This window comes from Streptococcus oralis, from assembly GCF_003942585.1.
GTDB classification, from domain to species: domain Bacteria; phylum Bacillota; class Bacilli; order Lactobacillales; family Streptococcaceae; genus Streptococcus; species Streptococcus oralis_BE.
In genome coordinates, this window is sequence record NZ_RJNK01000001.1 from 355663 (window position 1) to 374980 (window position 19318).

Below are 19318 nucleotides of genomic sequence, written 5' to 3' on the forward strand. Positions count from 1 at the left end.
GTTTTTGTCAAATATTTGTAATAATCACATCATATCGTTCGGAAATTAATTATATGAATAGCAAAAAAGTGAAGAGATTACTTTCTCCCCACTTCTTCATCAATAATCGCTTTAAAATTTTCTTCTGAATTTCCCATCATTTTACAAAATGCACTATAGGATGAGGCATTCTGAGGGATTCGAATAGACCACTTCTTCAATTGAGCTCCATAGCCAGCTACTTTTCCTATTTCACTATTTACTGACTGCTCCATACTAGGAAAAATCAGTCCAGCTTTCTCAGCTTTTAAAATATAAGAATAGGAAATCAATTGGAACAAGTCCTCGCGGTTAATTCCTTTTTCAGTGAACTCCAGTTTTTTATATTTTGCATCTAGAACAATCTTTCCTTCTCTATCATAAAAATCTGGATATACTTTTCGTTTCCCAACAGAAAATACTGAAATTCCATCCGTCTTATCCTTATTTCTGGGATGTACAAAACCTTTTGGCAACAAGGTGTAAACATACTCTTCCCAAAGCCAGGCAACATCAAAGAGAATGCCATGTACCCTTTGGAATTGAGGTCCAAGACCATGCTTTTCTTTACTCAGAATCATCAAGCAGAGTTCCTGTAATTTTCTATACTCTCTGAAATAGGCGTGTCGGATGGGTTTGATTTTATTCATTCTGATAATCTTGGCACGATCAGCTAGTTTATAAGCTGGAGTTACACGAATAATTTCAGTTATATTTTCACGATTACTATCGAGTAGAACTCCGAAACTTTTCTGATTCTTAATGTACTCAATTGTATGCCGAATCAACTGCATGAGTGGATTATCATAGGTAAACTCCCTAGTGGTATAGGCAATATTTCCCGTAAAAGGGAGATTTTTTTTCAGATGATTTCCAACATCTAGTACACCCTTTACATGACTATCGTTATAGAAAAATCTCTGGTATTCCTTATAAAGACCTTTTCGGAGAGCAGCTTGCAGATACTTGGGAAAGAGGTAAACCAAGAGTTGATAGAGCTTATCTTCAGGAGAAAGACCGACATCCAAACTAGTCAGATTGATATTGAGAACCTTTTGTAAAAGATAATGCAAAAAGTGGTCGTTATATTCATCGGAAAAACGAGAGGAAATCGTTAATCTTTCCTGACCATATCCAAGAAAACCAATCACGTTTCCTGTCTTGATTTCCTGATTAACTGTTTCCAAAATCTTTTGGTCCCTGTCTAAATCAGGAGAATTTATCAAATCATTTGGGAAAATAAAGATACTGTCCTCTCGAGAAAGATTATCTAGTGTTCTATCAAAAAGTGCTTGACTTAGGTTGGGATATTCTGCGACAAATTCCTCTTTAGCAATTCTATACTGATTATCAGTTATCCGCATCATCATTCTCAACGCCTTCATTATTATCAATTATATACTCACTTGATTCCCCTATACTTGTCAGATCAAATGCTTTTTTCAATGTATCCAGAGTTTCATCCTCTTCATAAGAACCACGTAAGTAATCTTCCAAAAGAGGTTTGAGGTAATCAGACCAGAGTAATTCATAGTCAAAATCTACATCCTTCAACTTAAGGAAATAGCTTGGTCCAATATGATAATGACTATTTAGCTCCTGAACGTTTTCGATAGCAGCGTTCAAGTTTCTTAGACGAAGTTTTGCTTCTTCTGCATGGATACCCAGTTCTTTATCCAACATAGCAACTTGGCTTTCAGCAGTAACTTCAACAAAACGGAAACGACGACGCATAGCAAAATCAAAGGTATCTACTGAACGATCAATATCATTCATTGTTCCAATAATATAGACATTCTCAGGGATATAAAATTTGTCATCCGTCTCATGTAAGTTAGCATACTGGGTAGAAACACTCCCCTTTTCACCACGATAACCAGGATCAATAGAGAAAAAGAGTTCCCCAAAAATCTTTGAAATCTCACCACGATTGATCTCATCGATGATGAAAACGAATTTTTTGTCTGTGTAAATCGTTGGGGATACATAATCACATAAACCATAACTTTTTTTCATGTGATCCAAAACAATGTTTTGATAAGTTTCGTACTTTAAATTAGTCTCTTCACCCTTGTACAAAAGATACACTTTTTCTTTGGTAGCAACAGGAGAATCAAACTTCACATTCCCTTGACTGTTTAGACTGGCTGGAACAGAACTACGAGGGAAGAAGTATTGTCCTTGCTTTTCATTGATAGCATCCGTTAGCTTAGTCCACGTTTCCTCAAAATTATCTTGTCCACCAGTTTTCTGGGCTTCTTTAGCCTTCTGGCAAAACTGCTTAAAAATACCATCTTGTAATTTAAACTCAATAGCTCCTTCCCCATTTGATACCGGTCTTAAACCCTCCACAAAATCCGTATAATCATAGGATGGGTGAAATTGTACAAATCCGATTTGGTCTTCGTTGCCATCCGTTAATTCTTTAGCGATTTCTTTAGCAAGATAAGTTTTTCCCGTACCTGGTGCACCTCGAAGGATGAGGTTTTTGGATTTTTTTAATATACCACTATAATCAAATAAAAAATCATTCCTTAACATAGTTTCACTTTCTAATTTTTTATACTTTTTCCAATTAGGATGATTCAAAAAATAGTCATAGTCTTGAATTATGATTTCATCACTTGCAGCAAATTTTATTAACTGGTTAGTCTCTTTAGTTCGATACTTAATATCTGATGGAAACCATATTGTTTCTTGCCCCGTAAAGAAAAACCACTCCCTCTCTATATACTCTTTTTTCCAATCAACAATAATGGTATGCCCATCATCTAAAATCTCTTTAACAGTCGCCATTCCACGAATGTTCATGACAGAAACCTTTAAATCATCTTTCTTTACAAAAGGTAAATTCTTCTTTTTGACATATGTGGATTTAGCAAATAAAACGTCACCTGGTTTAATTTTATTAAACAACTTTAACATTTTTTTATACTGCTTATTTTCCTCGTTGTTATGCCATCCTAATTCCCACTTTCCTTTTTTCATAAAATATTCAAGATAATCATCATCACCAAATTTTGTACCAACAAAAAAATAGTTATTTTGTTCACTGTTCATTTGAATACTCCTTTAATTCACTTTCACAAGTAAGTTCTATTAATATATAGTTCATCTCTAGCATATCATATCCTATAGAAAAAGAAAAGAAATTCTAAAGAAAAAGCCCAGTGTAGAGAACTTTATTCCCTCATAACACTAGACTTCTTTTTTATCTTAATAATACTCTCCCTGACGGTAGTCCCATGAGTTAAAGGTATCTGACAGGTGCATCATGATTTTATCAATGTCAAGCCCTTTACGGATAACGACTGGTGCTGGTGAGGTTGAACGTGCTCCACCTTGTTCTGGGATGAGTTTGCCGTCTTTATCGACCATAGAGACCATCACACCTTGCTCGTAGCGAGTTTCGATTGTTTTGTCCGGTTGGATGGATGCCACATAGTCGTCTGCTTCGATGACAAGGTCCACTGCTCCTTCGATACGTTCTCCGATACCTTCTACCTTACCACGGTTTCCTTTTCCAGATGGGTTGGCTGATGAGGCGTAGACCATCTTGCCTTCTTCCCAAAGTTTAGCAGCCAACTGTTCACCAGCTTTACCAAATTTGATGACAAAACAGCTAGTACCACGAACGTCTGTCATGAGTTCTTCACGGCCATCACCGTATGCTTTGAGTTTTTCAAAAGCTTCTGGTTTCCAAGGAAGGATACAACCAAGGAGAATATCTTCATCCCAATGTTTTTGGTAGAAGGCTTCAATTTCTGGGTTGAGTTGTGCTAAAGCGCGTAGCTCGTCCATGCTACCACAAAGTACAACACCTGGTTTGTTACGGTTACGCTCTTTGGCTTCAAATTTGCGTTCAAGACCTGCCTTATCGCTCGTCATGATAATGTAACCAACTTTTGTGGGGCAAACGATACATCCGCCCTCACCTTTTAAAATGTCATAGCCTTCTTGAGAAAGTGTTCCGTTCCATTGAATGTGTTTTGTCATAGTTCTATATTTCCTTTTCTATTTTTCTAATCCTGCCAGTAGGCCGGTCGTTGTTTTTCATAGGCAGCAATCAAATCTTCATACTGCAAAGTAATACCGATATCATCCAAACCATTTAAGAGCTTGTGTTTCCACTCGCTATCTATTTCGAAAGTGAATTCTCCAACTGGTGAGATGATTTTTTGTTGTTCCAAGTCCACAGTTACCTGGTCGGTCGGTTTGAGTTGGGCTAGTTTCTCTCTAACCTCCCTAGGCTGGACAATAGGCAGCATGCCATTATTGAGTTCATTATTGTAATGAATGTCCCCAAAAGATCCTGCAATCACAACCTTAAAACCATAGTCGGCTAGAGCCCAAGCTGCGTGTTCTCTCGAAGAACCTGCCCCAAAGTTATCCCCTGAGATGAGAATACTAGCTTTACGATATTCAGGTCGGTTAAAAACAAAGTCTGGGTCCTCAGTATACTTGTCGTCTAGATAACGCCAAGCATACATGAGGTACTTACCAAAGCCTTTCTTATCAATCAACTTGAGAAACTGCTTGGGGAGTATTTGGTCGGTATCGATATTATCATTCATAAGAGGAACGGTCGTTCCCGTATAAACTGTAAATTTCTCCATATCCTCTCCTTACTGGGCCTCTGGCATTTGCCGAACATCTACGAAGCGCCCTGCGATAGCTGCCGCCGCTGCCATGGCTGGACTGCAGAGATGGGTTTTAGCACCAAATCCTTGTCTGTCTTCAAAGTTGCGGTTACTGGTTGAGGCACAGTGGACCCCATCAGGGACCTTGTCAGGATTCATCCCTAGGCACATAGAGCAACCTGGGTCTCTCCACTCAAAGCCAGCATCTAAGAAGACCTTATCCAAGCCCAACTTCTCCGCAGCTCGTTTCACAGGACGAGAACCTGGTACTACGATTGCTGTTAGATTGGGAGCAATCTTCTTCCCTTTGACAAATCGCGCGGCCAGTTGTAAATCGCTGAGACGAGCATTGGTACAAGACCCGATAAAGATATAACCTAGTTCAATGTCCGCTGGCTTTTGACCAGGCTCCAAGTCCATGTAATGATAAGCTCGTTCATCGTTCATATCCTTGATTTCTGGGAAACTGCTGTCAAAGTCAACCCCCATAGCTGGATTGGTTCCCCAAGTCACCATGGGAGCCAAGCCTGAGACATCCATCTGGATAACCTTATCATAGACAGCATCCTCATCACTGACAATTGTTTTCCAATCCTTCACAGCTTCCTCAAAATCTTTTGGAACACACTCTCGACCCTTGAGATAATCATAGGTGGTCTGATCAGGATTCATGATTCCCATTTTTGAGCCAAACTCGATGGACATGTTACAGATGGTCATTCGCTCTTCCATGGTCAGAGCATCAATCGCTTGCCCACGATATTCCACCACATATCCTACACCACAAGCAACGCCATACTTGGCAATCAAGGCGAGAATGTAATCCTTAGAATAAACTCCTTTTTGAGGAACACCAGTGAATTCTACCAGCATTTTCTTGGGTTTGACCTGCCAGAGGGTCTGGGTAGCAAAAACATGCTCGACCTCACTGGTCCCAATCCCAAAGGCGATAGCTCCGAAAGCTCCGTGAGTAGCTGTGTGGCTATCTCCACAGACAATGAATTTTCCTGGTTGCGTCCGTCCTGTTTCTGGACCTACCATGTGAACAATCCCCTGCTTTTCAGAACCGTGGGCCGCATGTTCAATCCCAAACTCCTCAACATTTTCAGCAAGCTTATCAATTTGAGCCTTAGAAATCACATCTCGAATATCGTAGATATTGACAGTTGGGATATTGTGGTCAAAGGTTCCAAATGTCAAGTCTGTCCGTCTCAATCTGCGACCTGCATCTCGTAATCCTTGAAAAGCTTGGGGACTAGTCACTTCGTGGATATAGTGCTGGTCCACATACATGAGTTGGGGCTGCCCCTCTTCTCCTGTGATGACATGGCGGTCCCATAATTTATCAAAAATTGATTTTCCTGCCATCCATTACCTCCAAATAAAATATAAGGCTACTAGTGTGGTTACCATCCCGAGAAACCAAACTGTTTTAAAATACCATTTTCTAGTCTTGTGGTGAAAGGTCATTCCTGCTAACCAAGCACCAAAACCACCACAAGTAAAGGCTAAAATGAGTAAGATTTTCTCTGGGATGCGCCAAGCACCTCTTCTTGCCTTGGATTTGTCAATGCCATAAATCAAGAAAATCAGTAAATTCCAAATCAAGAGAGCTAGCGTGATTCCTTCATTTATCTTCATAATCTTTCAATGATGGCTTCTGTCATTTCCTTGGTCGAAGCCTGTCCTCCTATATCTCTCGTTAAAATTCCTGCTGCCAAACTGGCTTCTACAGCATGTTCGATACGCTCCGCATCCTCATAACGTCCAAAACCATCTCTCAACATCATAGCAACTGATAAAATCATGGAAATAGGATTAGCAATTCCTTGACCTGCAATATCAGGCGCTGAACCGTGAATAGGTTCATAAAGACTTGGCCCCTTTTCAGAATGACTGGCTGATGGCATAACCCCAAGTGTGCCAGATAGAACGCTTGATTCGTCTGAGAGAATATCTCCAAAAAGATTTTCTGTCACGATGACATCAAATTTAGCAGGATTGGTAATCATAAGCATGGCAGCTGAGTCGACTAGCTGGTGTTCCAAGATCACATCTGGGAAATCCTGCGCGACTTCCTCAGCTACTCTGCGCCAGAGTTTTGATGTCGCTAGAACATTTTGCTTATCGATGCTAGTAACGATTTTTCTGCGATTTCTTGCAATTTCAAAGGCCTTGCGAATAATCCGCTCTACTTCCTCATAGCTGTAGTCGTTGATATCACGCGCTTTTCGCTCTTCTAGAATATGATCTCCAAAGTAGATACCACCTGTCAATTCACGCACCACGACAAAGTCTACACCAGCAATTCGTTCCGGTTTGAGAGGTGACAAATGCTTAAGATTATCAAAGATTTTTACAGGCCGAATATTAGCATATAGATTGAGTTCCTTCCGAAGAACCAGCAAACCTTGTTCAGGACGAATCGCTGCCCCATCATATTGAGGACTACCGATAGCCGCTAGGAGAATAGCATCTGCTTCTCTACATGCCTTGAGGGTCTCATCAGGTAAGGGATGACCCTTAGCATCAATCCCAGCACCACCAAAAGGTCGCCTATCTATCTCATAGTCAAAACCTGTTTTTTCAGCAAGAGCCTTCAGAACTTCCAAACCAGCTTCCATAATTTCTGGACCGATTCCATCCCCTGCTAGAGCTACTATTTTCTTTGTCATCGCATTCTCCTTTACACACTAGGCATGTCTCGGTAGGAAACGCTACGCCCCATCTCACCTGCATTCTCTTTTTGAATAAAGGTATTGGCATTTATATAGGCAATAGCCGAAGCCTTCAATACATCGAAGTCAAGACCTGCTGCGTTAAAGATGGTTTCTGTATCTCTGTTTTCAACAGTAACCAAGACACGAGCTTGTGCATCAATTCCATCTGTCACAGCATCAATGGTATAGGACACCAAGCGGACAGATTGGTTAAAGAACTTATCGATAGCGTTAAAGATTGCTTCAACGGAACCTTGTCCTGTCGCATTGAACTCGACTTTCTCACCATCCATATTGGCTAGGCTAACAAGCGCTTCAATGTCATTATCCGCATGGGTTTGAAGTTGTAAATCATCAAAGTGGAATCCTTCAGGGTTTTCAACCATGATTCCAGCGACCAGAGCACGAATATCTGCATCTGTGATTTCTTGCTTTTTGTCTGCCAGCGCTTTGAACTTAGCAAAGAGTGGTTTGATGTCTTCTTCAGTAAAGTCTAGAGCCAAATCTCTTAGTTTTTCAACAAAGGCATGGCGACCAGACAATTTTCCAAGCGGAAGACTATTACTCTTCACACCGACCAATTCAGGTGTAATGATTTCATAGGTAAGAGGATTTTTAAGAACCCCATCTTGGTGAATACCAGACTCGTGAGAGAAGGCATTTCCTCCAACAACCGCCTTGTTTTTGGGAATTGGAATACCTGAGAAGCGAGAAACCATTTCTGAAGTATTGATGGTTTCGTTTAGGACAATACTTGTCTCTGCCTGATAGTAATCTTGGCGAATATTGAGGGCCACTGCTATTTCTTCCAAAGCAGCATTCCCAGCTCGCTCCCCAATACCATTGATAGTCCCTTCAACACGTCTTGCACCGTTCTTGACAGCAGCAAGGCTGTTAGCCACTGCCATTCCGAGGTCATCATGACAGTGAGGTGAATAGATAATCTGACGATCCGTCTTGATATTCTCAATCAAGTGTTTGAAGATGGCACCATATTCCTCTGGCGTAGTAAATCCAACCGTGTCAGGGATATTGATATAAGTTGCCCCAGCATCCACTGCTGTCTGTACAACTTGCAAGAGGAAATCCAACTCTGTTCTGGTTGCATCCTCTGGAGAAAATTCGACAACTTCAAACTTAGAACGAGCATAAGAAACATGTTCACTGATTGCTTCCAAAATCTCTTCCTTGCTCTTATTGAGCTTATACTTGCGGTGAATCGGACTGGTCGCGATAAAGACGTGAACCTGAGGATACTTGGCATCCTTGAGCGCCTCGTAACAAGCATCTATATCAGACTTGACCGAACGTGCCAAACCTGTCACCGCTGTTTTTTGCAAGACTTTAGCAATCTCCTGAACTGCCAAAAATGAATCTGGACTCGCCGCCGGAAAACCAGCTTCGATTGCTGAAATGCCCCACTTCTCCAGCTGTCTTGCGATGGCAACCTTTTCCTTGATTGAAAAATTAACACCTGGTGTCTGCTCACCATCACGGAGACTAGTATCTAGAAACTCAACTCTACGCATGAGAATTCCTCCTTCAAAATTTCAGTATAGAAAAAACATCTCGCTCGGAAACCCAAGCGAGATGTTGATTTACTCCCGCTTGGTAAGCCAAACAGGACTAATGCTTCTGCACTAGCCCGAGTACCTCAACAACAAAGCAAATTGATTAAACTTAGCTGTTTTCATGTTTGACTTTCTCCTTTGTTTGATGTCTTGTTTAGTATTCTAGCATAGGAAAAATCTCTTGTCAAGAAAAAATCCAATATTTTCTGAAAATTTCTTCAGTAAAGAATATTTAGCTAATTAAAAGTATTTGAAAAATCAAGTGAATTTCCTTATTTTTTCACAGTCAAATTCCAACTTCTTTCGATGAGTTCTAACACTTCTTCATCTTGCAAACTATCATCAAGCGCCAGACTAAGCCAGTAGCGTTTGTTCATATGAAAGGCTGGATAAATGCCTTTTTGTGAAAGCAAGTCAGCTACTTGGTCATGTTTGAGGTTGACTGCTTCCGCTAGCCCTTCTCTCCCCTTATCTAGCCTATCCCAAGGTATTCTCATTAAAACAGCATACCACTTTTTATTGCCTTCATGTCTTAACACTGCCGTATCAGGTGATTTCTCCCACAGATACTCCAACTGATTGCCATACTTTTCTTGAACTTTAGCCATGATACGCTTAGTCTGAGGACAGATAAAATCCTGTACATCAAAGCAAGCCTTCCGAATCTGGTAAAGAATCTCCAAACAAGCCTCACGGACACTTCCGACAAAAGTCCCTCTCATGCTTTCCATATGGACTTGAGGATAGAGGTCACCAGTTTCTTGGTCAAAGACAAGAAAACTCACATTATCAGGAGTGATGGAGACTGTCATGATAAAGTCACCCTGCAAAATCTGGCAACTATAGGTCCAGACTTCTCCATTTTCTACAAAACCATAGTCTCTTGCCTTTTCTTTATTAAACTGATAGGATTTAAAAATTTCAAACATAAGTGAAAACTGCTACCAAAAGCTAGCAGTTCCTTTCTATTTTTTAAAAGACAACCTTAGTTCCATGCAGTTGTGTCACGCCCAACTGGTCGATAAAGGTTTGACGGTTGTCTAGGTCAATCCCCCCACCTGGTAAGATTTCAATTTTACCAGCTGCATGTTCCAAAATTCTGTGATAGTGAGCAAAACGTTTTTCTAGCGAGTCACCAGACACACCAGCACGAGTCAAGATACGAGTGACACCAGCTTGGCTGAGCCAGTCAATAGCTTCCAACTGGTCTTCTTCGCTCAATTCATCAAAGGCCATGTGGAAGACAATTTCCATTCCTTTAGATGCGGCAATCAGCTTCTCAAGATTAGCTTCATCCAACTTTTTATCAGCAGTTAAAGCACCAAAGACGACCCCTTGGCTACCTGCTTGAGCAGTTAAACGAATGTCTTCTAGCATGATTGCAATTTCCAGATCTTGATAGACAAAGTCGCCACCACGAGGACGAATCATGGTCATAATGGTGCTATCATAATTAGCTGCCAGTTCAACCGCTGCCTTAGTTACTCCATAGCTTGGTGTTGTCCCACCAACTGCTAGATTATCACAGAGCTCGATTCGACGAGCTCCAGCCTGCATTGCTTTTTCAAGCAAGGTCACATTTTCAGCACAAAATTCGTAAATCATTTGATTCTCCTTGATGTTTTCTTTAAATTTATTATATCATATTATTTGAATATGCTTTCATTTTTATCAAGGCAAATACCTACTATTTTTATCTATTCTTTGTCAGGAATGACTTTAAAGAGATAGTAGGTGATAAAGATAGTCAAGGCTCCCAGACCGATTTTGACTGGCAAAAGAGGGGCAAAATAAATAGAAATCCCCATCAAGATATAGATAGATACGATGATTTTTTTCTTTCGTTCTCGCGCTATTGACTTGGTTTCCCGAAAGTCAGCTACATAGGTCTGATAAAGCTTTGTATGATAAAGCCGGTCTTCAAAACGCTTAGAAGATTTTGAAAAGCAAGCGATCGCTAACAAAAGAAAGGGAGTTGTTGGCAAAAGTGGTAGGACAACTCCAATGACAGCTAAAGACAGTGAAATAAAGCCAATACTGAGGTAAATGAGACGCATGATTTCTCCTAGATAAATTACTCTTCCTCTAGTTTCGCATACAAGGGGGAAATTTGTCAAGCATCAACAAAAAAAGAGCCTGAAATTCATTTTCAGGACTCTGCATTCTATTTAATTTTTTCCTCTTCGTAGTCGCCATTACTACATACAACCTGTTTGCCGCCACCACGGACTTTTTTCTCCATAAGGAAGTGACCACATTTTGGACAATCACGTCCAACTGGTTTATCCCAAGAGGTAAATTCACATTCTGGATAGCGATTGCAACCATAGAAGATACGATTGCGCTTGGTTTTGCGTTCGATGATTTGTCCTTGATGACAGCTTGGACACTCGACACCAATCTCTTTGACAATTGCCTGAGTGTGACGACAGTCTGGGAAGTTGCTGCAAGCATAGAATTTACCAAAACGGCCTAGCTTAATCACCATCGGACTGCCACAAACTTCACAGTCAAATCCAGCTGGCTCATCCTTAATCTGGATTTTTTCCATTTCAGCTTCAGCCTTGGCTACTTCTTTGGAGAATGGTTTGTAAAATTCATCAATAACCCGTTGCCACTGCTCTTTACCAACTTCGACATCATCCAGTTTTCCTTCCATTTCAGCTGTGAAGGTCACATTGACAATGTCTGGGAAGTATTCAACGATGAGTTTATTGACAATTTCTCCCAACTCTGTTGGTTCAAAACGTTTAGCTGCCAGACGAACGTAGTATCGTTTTTGGATAGTTTCAATGGTCGGAGCGTAAGTTGACGGACGCCCAACACCATTTTCTTCCAAGGTCTTGATAAGGGCCGCTTCCGAATAGCGAGCTGGCGGTTGGGTGAAATGTTGTTCTGGCTTGCTATTTACCTGCTTGACTACATCTCCAACAGCCATATCTGGCAACATCTTATTTTTGTCAGAGTCGTTGTAGATAGCAAGATAACCATCAAACTTAACTTGGCTACCATTTGCTGCGAACTGAACTCCATTTTGCGAGAGCTTGACAGCCATGGTATCAAAGATAGCTCCCGTCATCTGGCTCGCTACAAAACGATTCCAGATAAGGGTATAAAGCTTAAGCTGGTCTTTGTCCAAGTACTTAGCGATGCTCTCAGGTGTATTAAAGACACTTGATGGACGAATGGCTTCGTGGGCATCTTGAGCACCTGAGGCATTCTTGACCTTGCTACCATGCTTGGAATACTTGCTACCAAAACGGTCGTTAATGTAGCTTGCCGCTTCATTCTGAGCCACAGGACTGATACGAGTAGAGTCTGTACGCATATAGGTAATCAAACCTTGCACGCCTGTACCGATATTGATCCCTTCATAGAGCTGTTGGGCAACCATCATGGTCTTACGAGTACGGAAATTGATTTTGTTGGCAGCATCCATCTGCATGGTTGAAGTCGTATAAGGTAGGGGCGCATTGCGTTTGCGCTCTTTCTTGTCTACCTGGTCTACTGTGAAATCTTTGCTAGTCAAATGGGACAAGACTTCTTTGACCTCTTCATTGGTGGTCAATTTCATCTTTTTGCCATTCATACCATAGAAAGAAGCCTGAAATTGCTTGGTTCCCTTCTTAAAGACACCATCAATTGTCCAGTATTCTTCTGGCTGAAAGGCATTGATTTCATTTTCACGATCAATGATGAGCTTAAGGGCAACAGACTGCACACGCCCTGCTGATAAGCCCTTCTTGACCTTTTTCCACAAAATTGGCGAAATCGAATACCCTACCAAGCGGTCCAAGACACGACGAGCCTGTTGGGCGTCGACCAAGTCCATATCAATCTTGCGCGGTTCTTTAAAGGCATTTTTTACTGCGTCCTTGGTGATCTCATTAAAGACCACACGGTTGGCATCATTCTCATCCAAATCGAGAATATGAGCCAAATGCCAGGAAATCGCTTCTCCTTCACGATCCGGGTCACTCGCCAGAAAGACTTTATTGGCCTTTTTGGCTTCTTTTTTCAGATCATTGATCAGAGGACCCTTGCCTCGGATATTGATATACTGCGGTTCATAGTTGTTTTCGATATCAACAGACATACTGGATTTTTTCAAATCTCGGATATGCCCGACACTAGCTAAAACCTTGTAGTTTCTGCCTAGATATTTTTCAATCGTTTTCGCCTTGGCAGGCGACTCCACGATGACTAGATTTTTCTTAACTGTTGATTTTTTCTTCTTTGTTGCCGTAGCCACACTATCACACCTTTTCAAAGTAATAAACTTTATAAAGTGTAAACCATTTTTAAAGACCTGTCAAGACTTAACTCCTATAGTATAGAAGAAAAGTTTATCTGAGTGAACAATTTCTCCTTAAAATTCAAACTCTGCTAGTACATCTTGACCGCTGGAAATCAGTTTTGCTCCCTCTTGGATCAGGTGGTGACAGCCATCTGAATGGCCATCTAAAATGTTCCCTGGAATGGCAAAGACATCACGCCCTTCCTCCATGGCTCGCTCACAAGTAATGAGACTCCCCGAACGCATCCTTGCCTCTGCTACAATAACACCACGACACAGTCCTGCAATGATACGATTTCGAGCTGGAAAGTGAAATTTCAGAGGTTGCTCGCCAGGTCCATATTCACTGAGAACCAGATGGTCATTGCCGATGTAGTCTTGCAAACGTTTATTGGCTTTAGGATAAAATACATCCAATCCTGTTCCAATCACAGCAATCGTTTTTCCATCATTTTGGAGTGCAGCCATATGGGCAGCCGTATCAATCCCTTTGGCCAAACCACTGACCACGATTAACTCGTTTTCCAAACCTTGAATGACTTTCTGAACCGACTTTGCTCCCTGACTTGAACATGAACGACTCCCTACAACAGCAACCTTCGGAAACTTCAACAAGTCTAGATTTCCTTTATAAAACAAGAGCGCTGGAGCATCATAAATCTCACTCAGATCCCAAGGATAACAGTCATCAAGAATCGAGAAGGATGAAAATTTTTGGAACTCCTTCTCCAACTGTACATCATCTATCTGGAAATAGCGTTCCATAAAGACCGCAGGATTACGACACCCCGATATTTCCGCAATGTCACCTAGCAAGAGCTCCTGATCTACAGTCTCGTCATATTCAAGGACAGTTAAAATCTGTTGATTGGTCAAGCCAGCTTTTCTCAATTTGTAAATCTCATAGTTTGTGATCTTCATATACAACTCCATTTCTTTTTCTACTCATCTATCTATTCGAAAAAATTATAAAAAGAAGACCAAGGATCTTCTTTTTTTCATTTATTCAGCTTGAGTAGTTGACCAGCTACTTTCAACCATCGGTAAAATTGTTTTTAAAGTTTCCCCATCCCCTTCAAGTGAAACATAGCGGATTTTACCATCATTTGATCGGAAAACCCAAGTAACGAGATATTTCCCTGACTTAGCAATTGCATTGACAACATAGGCTTCATAACCTCCAATGGTCGATTTGGAGCCCCAAACCTTACTGAAATCAGAGCTTTGTTCTTTGGAAGTTAAAATACTAGATGAGACAGTCACAACATCCAGTTTAGCATATTCTTCTTCGCTGATATTAAACTGCTCAACCTTGAAGGTATTCAGCGTAACAATGTTGATATCTGTTCCATCGCAATACTGTATATCATTTCCACCTTCTACTTCATGGAATCGAACCCATGATTTGGGTACCTTGACAAAACCATATTCATTCGAACCGATGGTTTGCGTCTCTTCCTTTTTCGCTTCAGAAACGGCAGAGCTAGAGCTACTCGTTTCCTGACTGCTAGAAGAACTAACAACTGCAGACGAACTTTCTTCGGTTGCTGTTTGTGATTTATTGGAGCATGAAGCTAGAAAAACACTAGCAGTAACTACAGTACCTAAAATTACTAATTTTTTCATCCTACCACCTTTCCATCCGCATTATAAGAAAAATAAGGACTTCTGTCAAATTCTAACCTAATCTATTCTGTTAGTTTCCGATTTTATAGCTCTCATTTAAAGCAAAAACTCTTGAAAAATCTTCAAGAGTTTGTGTTTCAACTTTCTATTCTTCATCCATACTTAAGACGCTGAGGAAGGCTTCTTGAGGGACTTCGACAGAACCAATGGCTTTCATACGCTTCTTACCAGCTTTTTGTTTTTCAAGAAGTTTGCGTTTACGGGAAACGTCACCACCATAACACTTGGCAAGTACGTTTTTACGAAGGGCCTTGATATCGGTACGAGCCACGATTTTGTGTCCAATAGCTGCTTGAATTGGCACCTCAAACTGTTGACGAGGGATGATTTTCTTGAGCTTATCAACGATGAGTTTCCCACGTTCGTAGGCAAAATCCTTGTGAACGATAAAGCTGAGGGCATCCACCTTGTCTCCATTGAGAAGGATATCCATTTTGACTAGCTTAGATGGGCGGTACTCTGACAATTCGTAGTCAAAGCTTGCATAACCACGTGTCGAAGACTTGAGTTTATCAAAAAAGTCAAAGACGATTTCAGCAAGCGGAATTTGATAGATGACATTGACACGATTATCATCAATATAGTCCATGGTTACAAAGTCCCCACGTTTGCGCTGAGCTAGTTCCATAACTGCTCCGACAAACTCCTGCGGAACCATGATTTGCGCCTTGACATACGGTTCTTCAATAGTCGCAATCTTAGTTGGGTCTGGAAATTCAGAGGGGTTAGACACATCCATAGATTCACCGTCAGTTTGGTTAACCTTGTAAATAACAGACGGAGCTGTCATGATGAGGTCGATGTTAAACTCACGTTCTAAACGCTCTTGGATAACATCCATATGGAGAAGTCCAAGGAATCCACAACGGAAACCAAATCCCAGCGCCTGCGATGTTTCTGGTTCAAACTGCAGACTGGCATCGTTGAGCTGCAATTTTTCAAGGGCTTCACGAAGGTCATTGTACTTGTTTGACTCAATTGGGTAAAGCCCTGCAAAGACCATAGGGTTCATTTGCTTGTAGCCATCTAGCGGTTCTGCTGCAGGATTGCTTGCTAGGGTCACTGTATCTCCGACACGCGTGTCTTGAACCGTCTTGATAGAAGCCGCAATATAACCAACGTCACCAGTTGCAAGAAAATCACGACCAACTGCTTTCGGTGTAAAAATTCCGACCTCAGTCACATCAAAGGTCTTGCCATTGCTCATGAGCTGAATCTTATCGCCAGGTTTGACCACTCCGTCCATAACACGCACTTGAAGGATAACCCCACGATATGCATCATAAACTGAGTCAAAAATCAAGGCCTTGAGTGGCGCCGTTACATCGCCCGTTGGTGCTGGTACTTTTTCAACGATTTGCTCAAGAATCTCTTCAATCCCAATACCAGCTTTGGCAGAAGCTAAGACAGCTTCACTGGCATCCAGTCCAATGACATCCTCAATCTCTGTACGAACGCGCTCAGGATCGGCTGCTGGTAAGTCAATCTTGTTAATGACGGGCAAGATTTCCAAATCATTGTCCAAGGCTAGATAAACGTTGGCAAGAGTTTGCGCTTCAATCCCTTGGGCCGCATCGACCACCAAAATCGCTCCTTCACAGGCTGCTAGCGAACGCGAAACTTCATAGGTAAAGTCTACGTGCCCTGGCGTGTCAATCAAGTGGAAAATATAGGTCTCCCCATCTTTCGCAGTATAATTCAGCTCAATGGCATTCAACTTAATGGTAATCCCACGTTCCCGCTCTAAATCCATGCTATCCAAAAGCTGGGCTTGCATTTCACGACTAGAAACCGTCTCCGTCTTTTCCAAAATGCGGTCTGCCAGCGTTGACTTCCCGTGGTCAATATGGGCGATAATAGAGAAGTTTCGAATCTTCTCCTGTCGTTTCTTTAATTCTTCTAAGTTCATGATGCTCTTCCTTTCAGGGTATCTATTAATTATAAATTGTTTTTAACATTTTGACAAGACCATACCCTGCTAGGAGTACTAATCTTCGGCAACAAAACCATCATTTTCGATAAAGTGGTGTTCTGTCATTCCTTGGTCTGTAAAGACGATTCCATGAAGGACACCACCATAGACAGCTCCTCCATCCATGCCAATCTTGCCATCATCTGTTATCCAAAGCTCAGCAGTACCTCGGTCTTGCTTGAGCAAACCATAAACCGGTGTATGCCCAAAGACAATGGTTTTTCCTGTATGATTGGCCGCTTCGTGGAATGGTTTTCTGAGCCAGACTTTCTTGTAATCAGTCGTTTCATGCCAATCATCCAAGGTCAAATCAATACCCGCATGAACAAAGATATACTTGTCTGTCTCTACCACAAATGGCATTTGGCGGATAAATTCGACCAAATCCGCTGCTTCTGTCGCAACCCGTTTGGCATCTTCTACGCCATCAACTGGTGCATCCAAGGGACGACCTAGGATTGAGTTAATGGTTGTATCACCACCATTGCGACGATAGTGGTCATAGCTTTCTTCTGGATCATCGAGCCAAGTCAGAAACATATACTCGTGGTTTCCTGATAGACAGATAGCCCCTTGATTGTCCACCAAGTCCTTAACCATTTCTAGAACACGGCGACTGTCTTCACCTCGGTCAATCAAATCCCCTAGAAAGAGCAACTGAGTGTGACCATCCCATGTTTTGAGAAGGTCTTCTAGCATACCTGCTTTTCCATGGACATCTCCAATTACATAATAGTCTGTCATTTATTTCTCCCTCGTTTGCAATAATTCTCTGGCTTGGGTAAGGGCCGCTTCGGTTACATTCTCCCCGGCCAACATCTTAGCTACTTCCTCTACTCGTTCTTCTAAAGTTAAGAGACGAACAGTCGAAACAGTTGAGTGTTCATCGCTAATCTTTTCAATGAAGAATTGATAATCCGCGATGGCAATCACTTGTGGAAGGTGAGAAATAGCTAAAACCTGACCATGCTGGCCAATCTTATGAATCTTTTGAGCAATGGCTTGGGCCACACGACCTGAGACTCCCGTATCCACCTCATCAAAGACAATACTGGTCTTACCTTCCTTACGAGAAAAAGCAGACTTGATGGCTAGCATGAGACGAGACAATTCCCCGCCAGATGCAACCTTGACCAAGGGTTTAAAGTCTTCACCAGGGTTGGTCGAAATGTAAAACTCGACCATTTCATTTCCCTCACGACTGAATTTGCCCTTACTAAAGCGAACTTGAAATTGTGCCTTTTCCATATAGAGATCGTGCAGTTCTTGCTTAATCTCTGCTTCGAGCTGCTGGGCCAAGTCATGGCGAGCAGATGCAAGTTGACCTGCCAACGAAACAAGATCGACTTCCAATTTCTTAAGCTCTGCTTCCATGTCTTCGGAAGAAAGGTTATTTCCAGTCAAGAGATTGTACTCTTCCGTAATCTTAGCAAAGTAAAGCAAGACCTCATCTACAGTCCCACCGTACTTGCGGGTAATAGTATTTAGAAGGTCTAAGCGATTTTCAACCTGCATGAGGCGATTGCCATCAAAATCTAAATCATCAATGATATCTTCCAAACGCTTGGTAATGTCTTCTAAAACATAGTAGGTCTCAGATAGAGAACTTGAAATTTCACGGTATTCAGGGTCGTATTCTTCGACACTTTCCATGTCATTCATGGCGGAACGGACATTTGCTAGGCTAGAGAACTCCTCATTGTCCAACATAGTGTAGGCATTTGTCAAGGTATCTGCTATATTTTTGTGGTTGAGGAGTTTATCTCGTTCTTTGTTGAGACTAATATCTTCACCAGCTTGCAAATTTACCGCCTCAATCTCTGCTATTTGAAATTCCAACATCTCAATGCGAGATTTGTGTTCCTGCTGATTTTTCTTGACTTCAAGAACTTGTTTACGCATTTTGCGATAGGCGTCAAAGCTTGTCTGATAAGCTTGTTTGAGTTCTACAAAAGCCGCATCACCAAACCCATCCAACATCTGGATGTGGAGTTGCGGACGCATCAATTCCTCCTGGTCATGCTGACCATGGATATCAACTAGGTGCTGTCCAATCGAACGCAAGACAGAAAGATTGACCATCTGCCCATTGACCCGACTGATGCTACGCCCGTTCTGTAAAATTTCACGACGGATGATAATCTCATCCCCCAATTCCAAGCCTTGCTCTTCAAAAAGTTCCTGTAAAAGGCGACTATTTTCAACCGAGAAAAGCCCCTCTATCTCTGCCTTAGGAGCACCGTGACGAATAACGTCTGTCGTTGCACGAGCCCCCAACATGAGATTCATAGCGTCTATAATGATAGACTTTCCAGCACCCGTTTCCCCAGTCAAAACAGTCATACCCTTTTCAAAATTGAGGGAAATGGCTTCAATAATGGCAAAGTTTTTTATCGAAATTTCAAGTAACATAT

The 19318-nt window shown here is 41.6% G+C and carries 17 protein-coding genes; all 17 read right to left on the reverse strand.

Annotated elements, in window-relative coordinates:
* Positions 1–77 precede the first annotated feature (77 nt).
* The 17 genes from D8862_RS01785 to recN all read right to left on the reverse strand — a co-directional run bounded on the left by D8862_RS01785 (position 78) and on the right by recN (position 19316).
* Positions 78–1382 carry an McrC family protein gene (locus D8862_RS01785; protein ID WP_185760827.1) on the reverse strand — a complete coding sequence of 435 codons (1305 nt, stop codon included), beginning with the start codon at positions 1380–1382 and terminating at the stop codon, positions 78–80.
* Entirely contained in the window at positions 1369–3078 is a 1710-nt protein-coding gene (locus D8862_RS01790; RefSeq protein WP_125448471.1) for an McrB family protein, read from the reverse strand. Before D8862_RS01790 ends, D8862_RS01785 begins: the two co-directional genes overlap by 14 nt.
* 156 nt (positions 3079–3234) lie before the next feature.
* Positions 3235–4014 (reverse strand): L-threonylcarbamoyladenylate synthase, encoded by a 780-nt coding sequence (locus D8862_RS01795; protein ID WP_000160505.1) that lies wholly within the window; start codon positions 4012–4014, stop codon positions 3235–3237.
* Positions 4015–4040: 26 nt separating this feature from the next.
* Positions 4041–4634: a 3-isopropylmalate dehydratase small subunit gene (gene leuD / locus D8862_RS01800; protein WP_049536560.1), complete on the reverse strand. Its 594-nt coding sequence runs from the start codon at positions 4632–4634 to the stop codon at positions 4041–4043.
* Positions 4635–4643: 9 nt separating this feature from the next.
* Positions 4644–6026 carry a 3-isopropylmalate dehydratase large subunit gene (gene leuC / locus D8862_RS01805; RefSeq protein ID WP_125448472.1) on the reverse strand — a complete coding sequence of 461 codons (1383 nt, stop codon included), beginning with the start codon at positions 6024–6026 and terminating at the stop codon, positions 4644–4646.
* Between the two features lie 3 nt (positions 6027–6029).
* Entirely contained in the window at positions 6030–6299 is a 270-nt protein-coding gene (locus tag D8862_RS01810) for a DUF1294 domain-containing protein (RefSeq protein WP_125448473.1), read from the reverse strand.
* Positions 6296–7333 carry a 3-isopropylmalate dehydrogenase gene (gene leuB, locus D8862_RS01815; RefSeq protein WP_125448474.1) on the reverse strand — a complete coding sequence of 346 codons (1038 nt, stop codon included), beginning with the start codon at positions 7331–7333 and terminating at the stop codon, positions 6296–6298. Before leuB ends, D8862_RS01810 begins: the two co-directional genes overlap by 4 nt.
* Before the next feature lie 11 nt (positions 7334–7344).
* Positions 7345–8907 (reverse strand): 2-isopropylmalate synthase, encoded by a 1563-nt coding sequence (locus D8862_RS01820; protein ID WP_125448475.1) that lies wholly within the window; start codon positions 8905–8907, stop codon positions 7345–7347.
* Positions 8908–9221: 314 nt separating this feature from the next.
* Positions 9222–9878 carry an MmcQ/YjbR family DNA-binding protein gene (locus D8862_RS01825; protein WP_125448476.1) on the reverse strand — a complete coding sequence of 219 codons (657 nt, stop codon included), beginning with the start codon at positions 9876–9878 and terminating at the stop codon, positions 9222–9224.
* Positions 9879–9921: 43 nt separating this feature from the next.
* Positions 9922–10554 (reverse strand): copper homeostasis protein CutC, encoded by a 633-nt coding sequence (locus tag D8862_RS01830; protein WP_125448477.1) that lies wholly within the window; start codon positions 10552–10554, stop codon positions 9922–9924.
* A 92-nt stretch (positions 10555–10646) separates the two neighbouring features.
* Positions 10647–11006, reverse strand: coding sequence for a YbaN family protein (locus tag D8862_RS01835; protein WP_125448478.1), 360 nt, complete (start codon positions 11004–11006; stop codon positions 10647–10649).
* Between the two features lie 107 nt (positions 11007–11113).
* The gene (gene topA / locus D8862_RS01840) at positions 11114–13201 is read right to left on the reverse strand and encodes a type I DNA topoisomerase (protein WP_125448479.1); all 2088 of its coding nucleotides are present in this window, start codon (positions 13199–13201) and stop codon (positions 11114–11116) included.
* A 117-nt stretch (positions 13202–13318) separates the two neighbouring features.
* Positions 13319–14167 carry a DNA-processing protein DprA gene (gene dprA, locus D8862_RS01845; RefSeq protein ID WP_125448480.1) on the reverse strand — a complete coding sequence of 283 codons (849 nt, stop codon included), beginning with the start codon at positions 14165–14167 and terminating at the stop codon, positions 13319–13321.
* Positions 14168–14248: 81 nt separating this feature from the next.
* Entirely contained in the window at positions 14249–14872 is a 624-nt protein-coding gene (locus D8862_RS01850) for a hypothetical protein (RefSeq protein ID WP_125448481.1), read from the reverse strand.
* Positions 14873–15017: 145 nt separating this feature from the next.
* The gene (lepA, locus tag D8862_RS01855; protein ID WP_001047199.1) at positions 15018–16841 is read right to left on the reverse strand and encodes a translation elongation factor 4; all 1824 of its coding nucleotides are present in this window, start codon (positions 16839–16841) and stop codon (positions 15018–15020) included.
* A gap of 78 nt (positions 16842–16919) precedes the next feature.
* The gene (locus D8862_RS01860) at positions 16920–17648 is read right to left on the reverse strand and encodes a metallophosphoesterase family protein (RefSeq protein ID WP_125448482.1); all 729 of its coding nucleotides are present in this window, start codon (positions 17646–17648) and stop codon (positions 16920–16922) included.
* On the reverse strand, positions 17649–19316 hold the full coding sequence (gene recN, locus D8862_RS01865) for a DNA repair protein RecN (RefSeq protein WP_125448483.1): 1668 nt from the start codon (positions 19314–19316) through the stop codon (positions 17649–17651).
* Positions 19317–19318 lie beyond the last annotated feature (2 nt).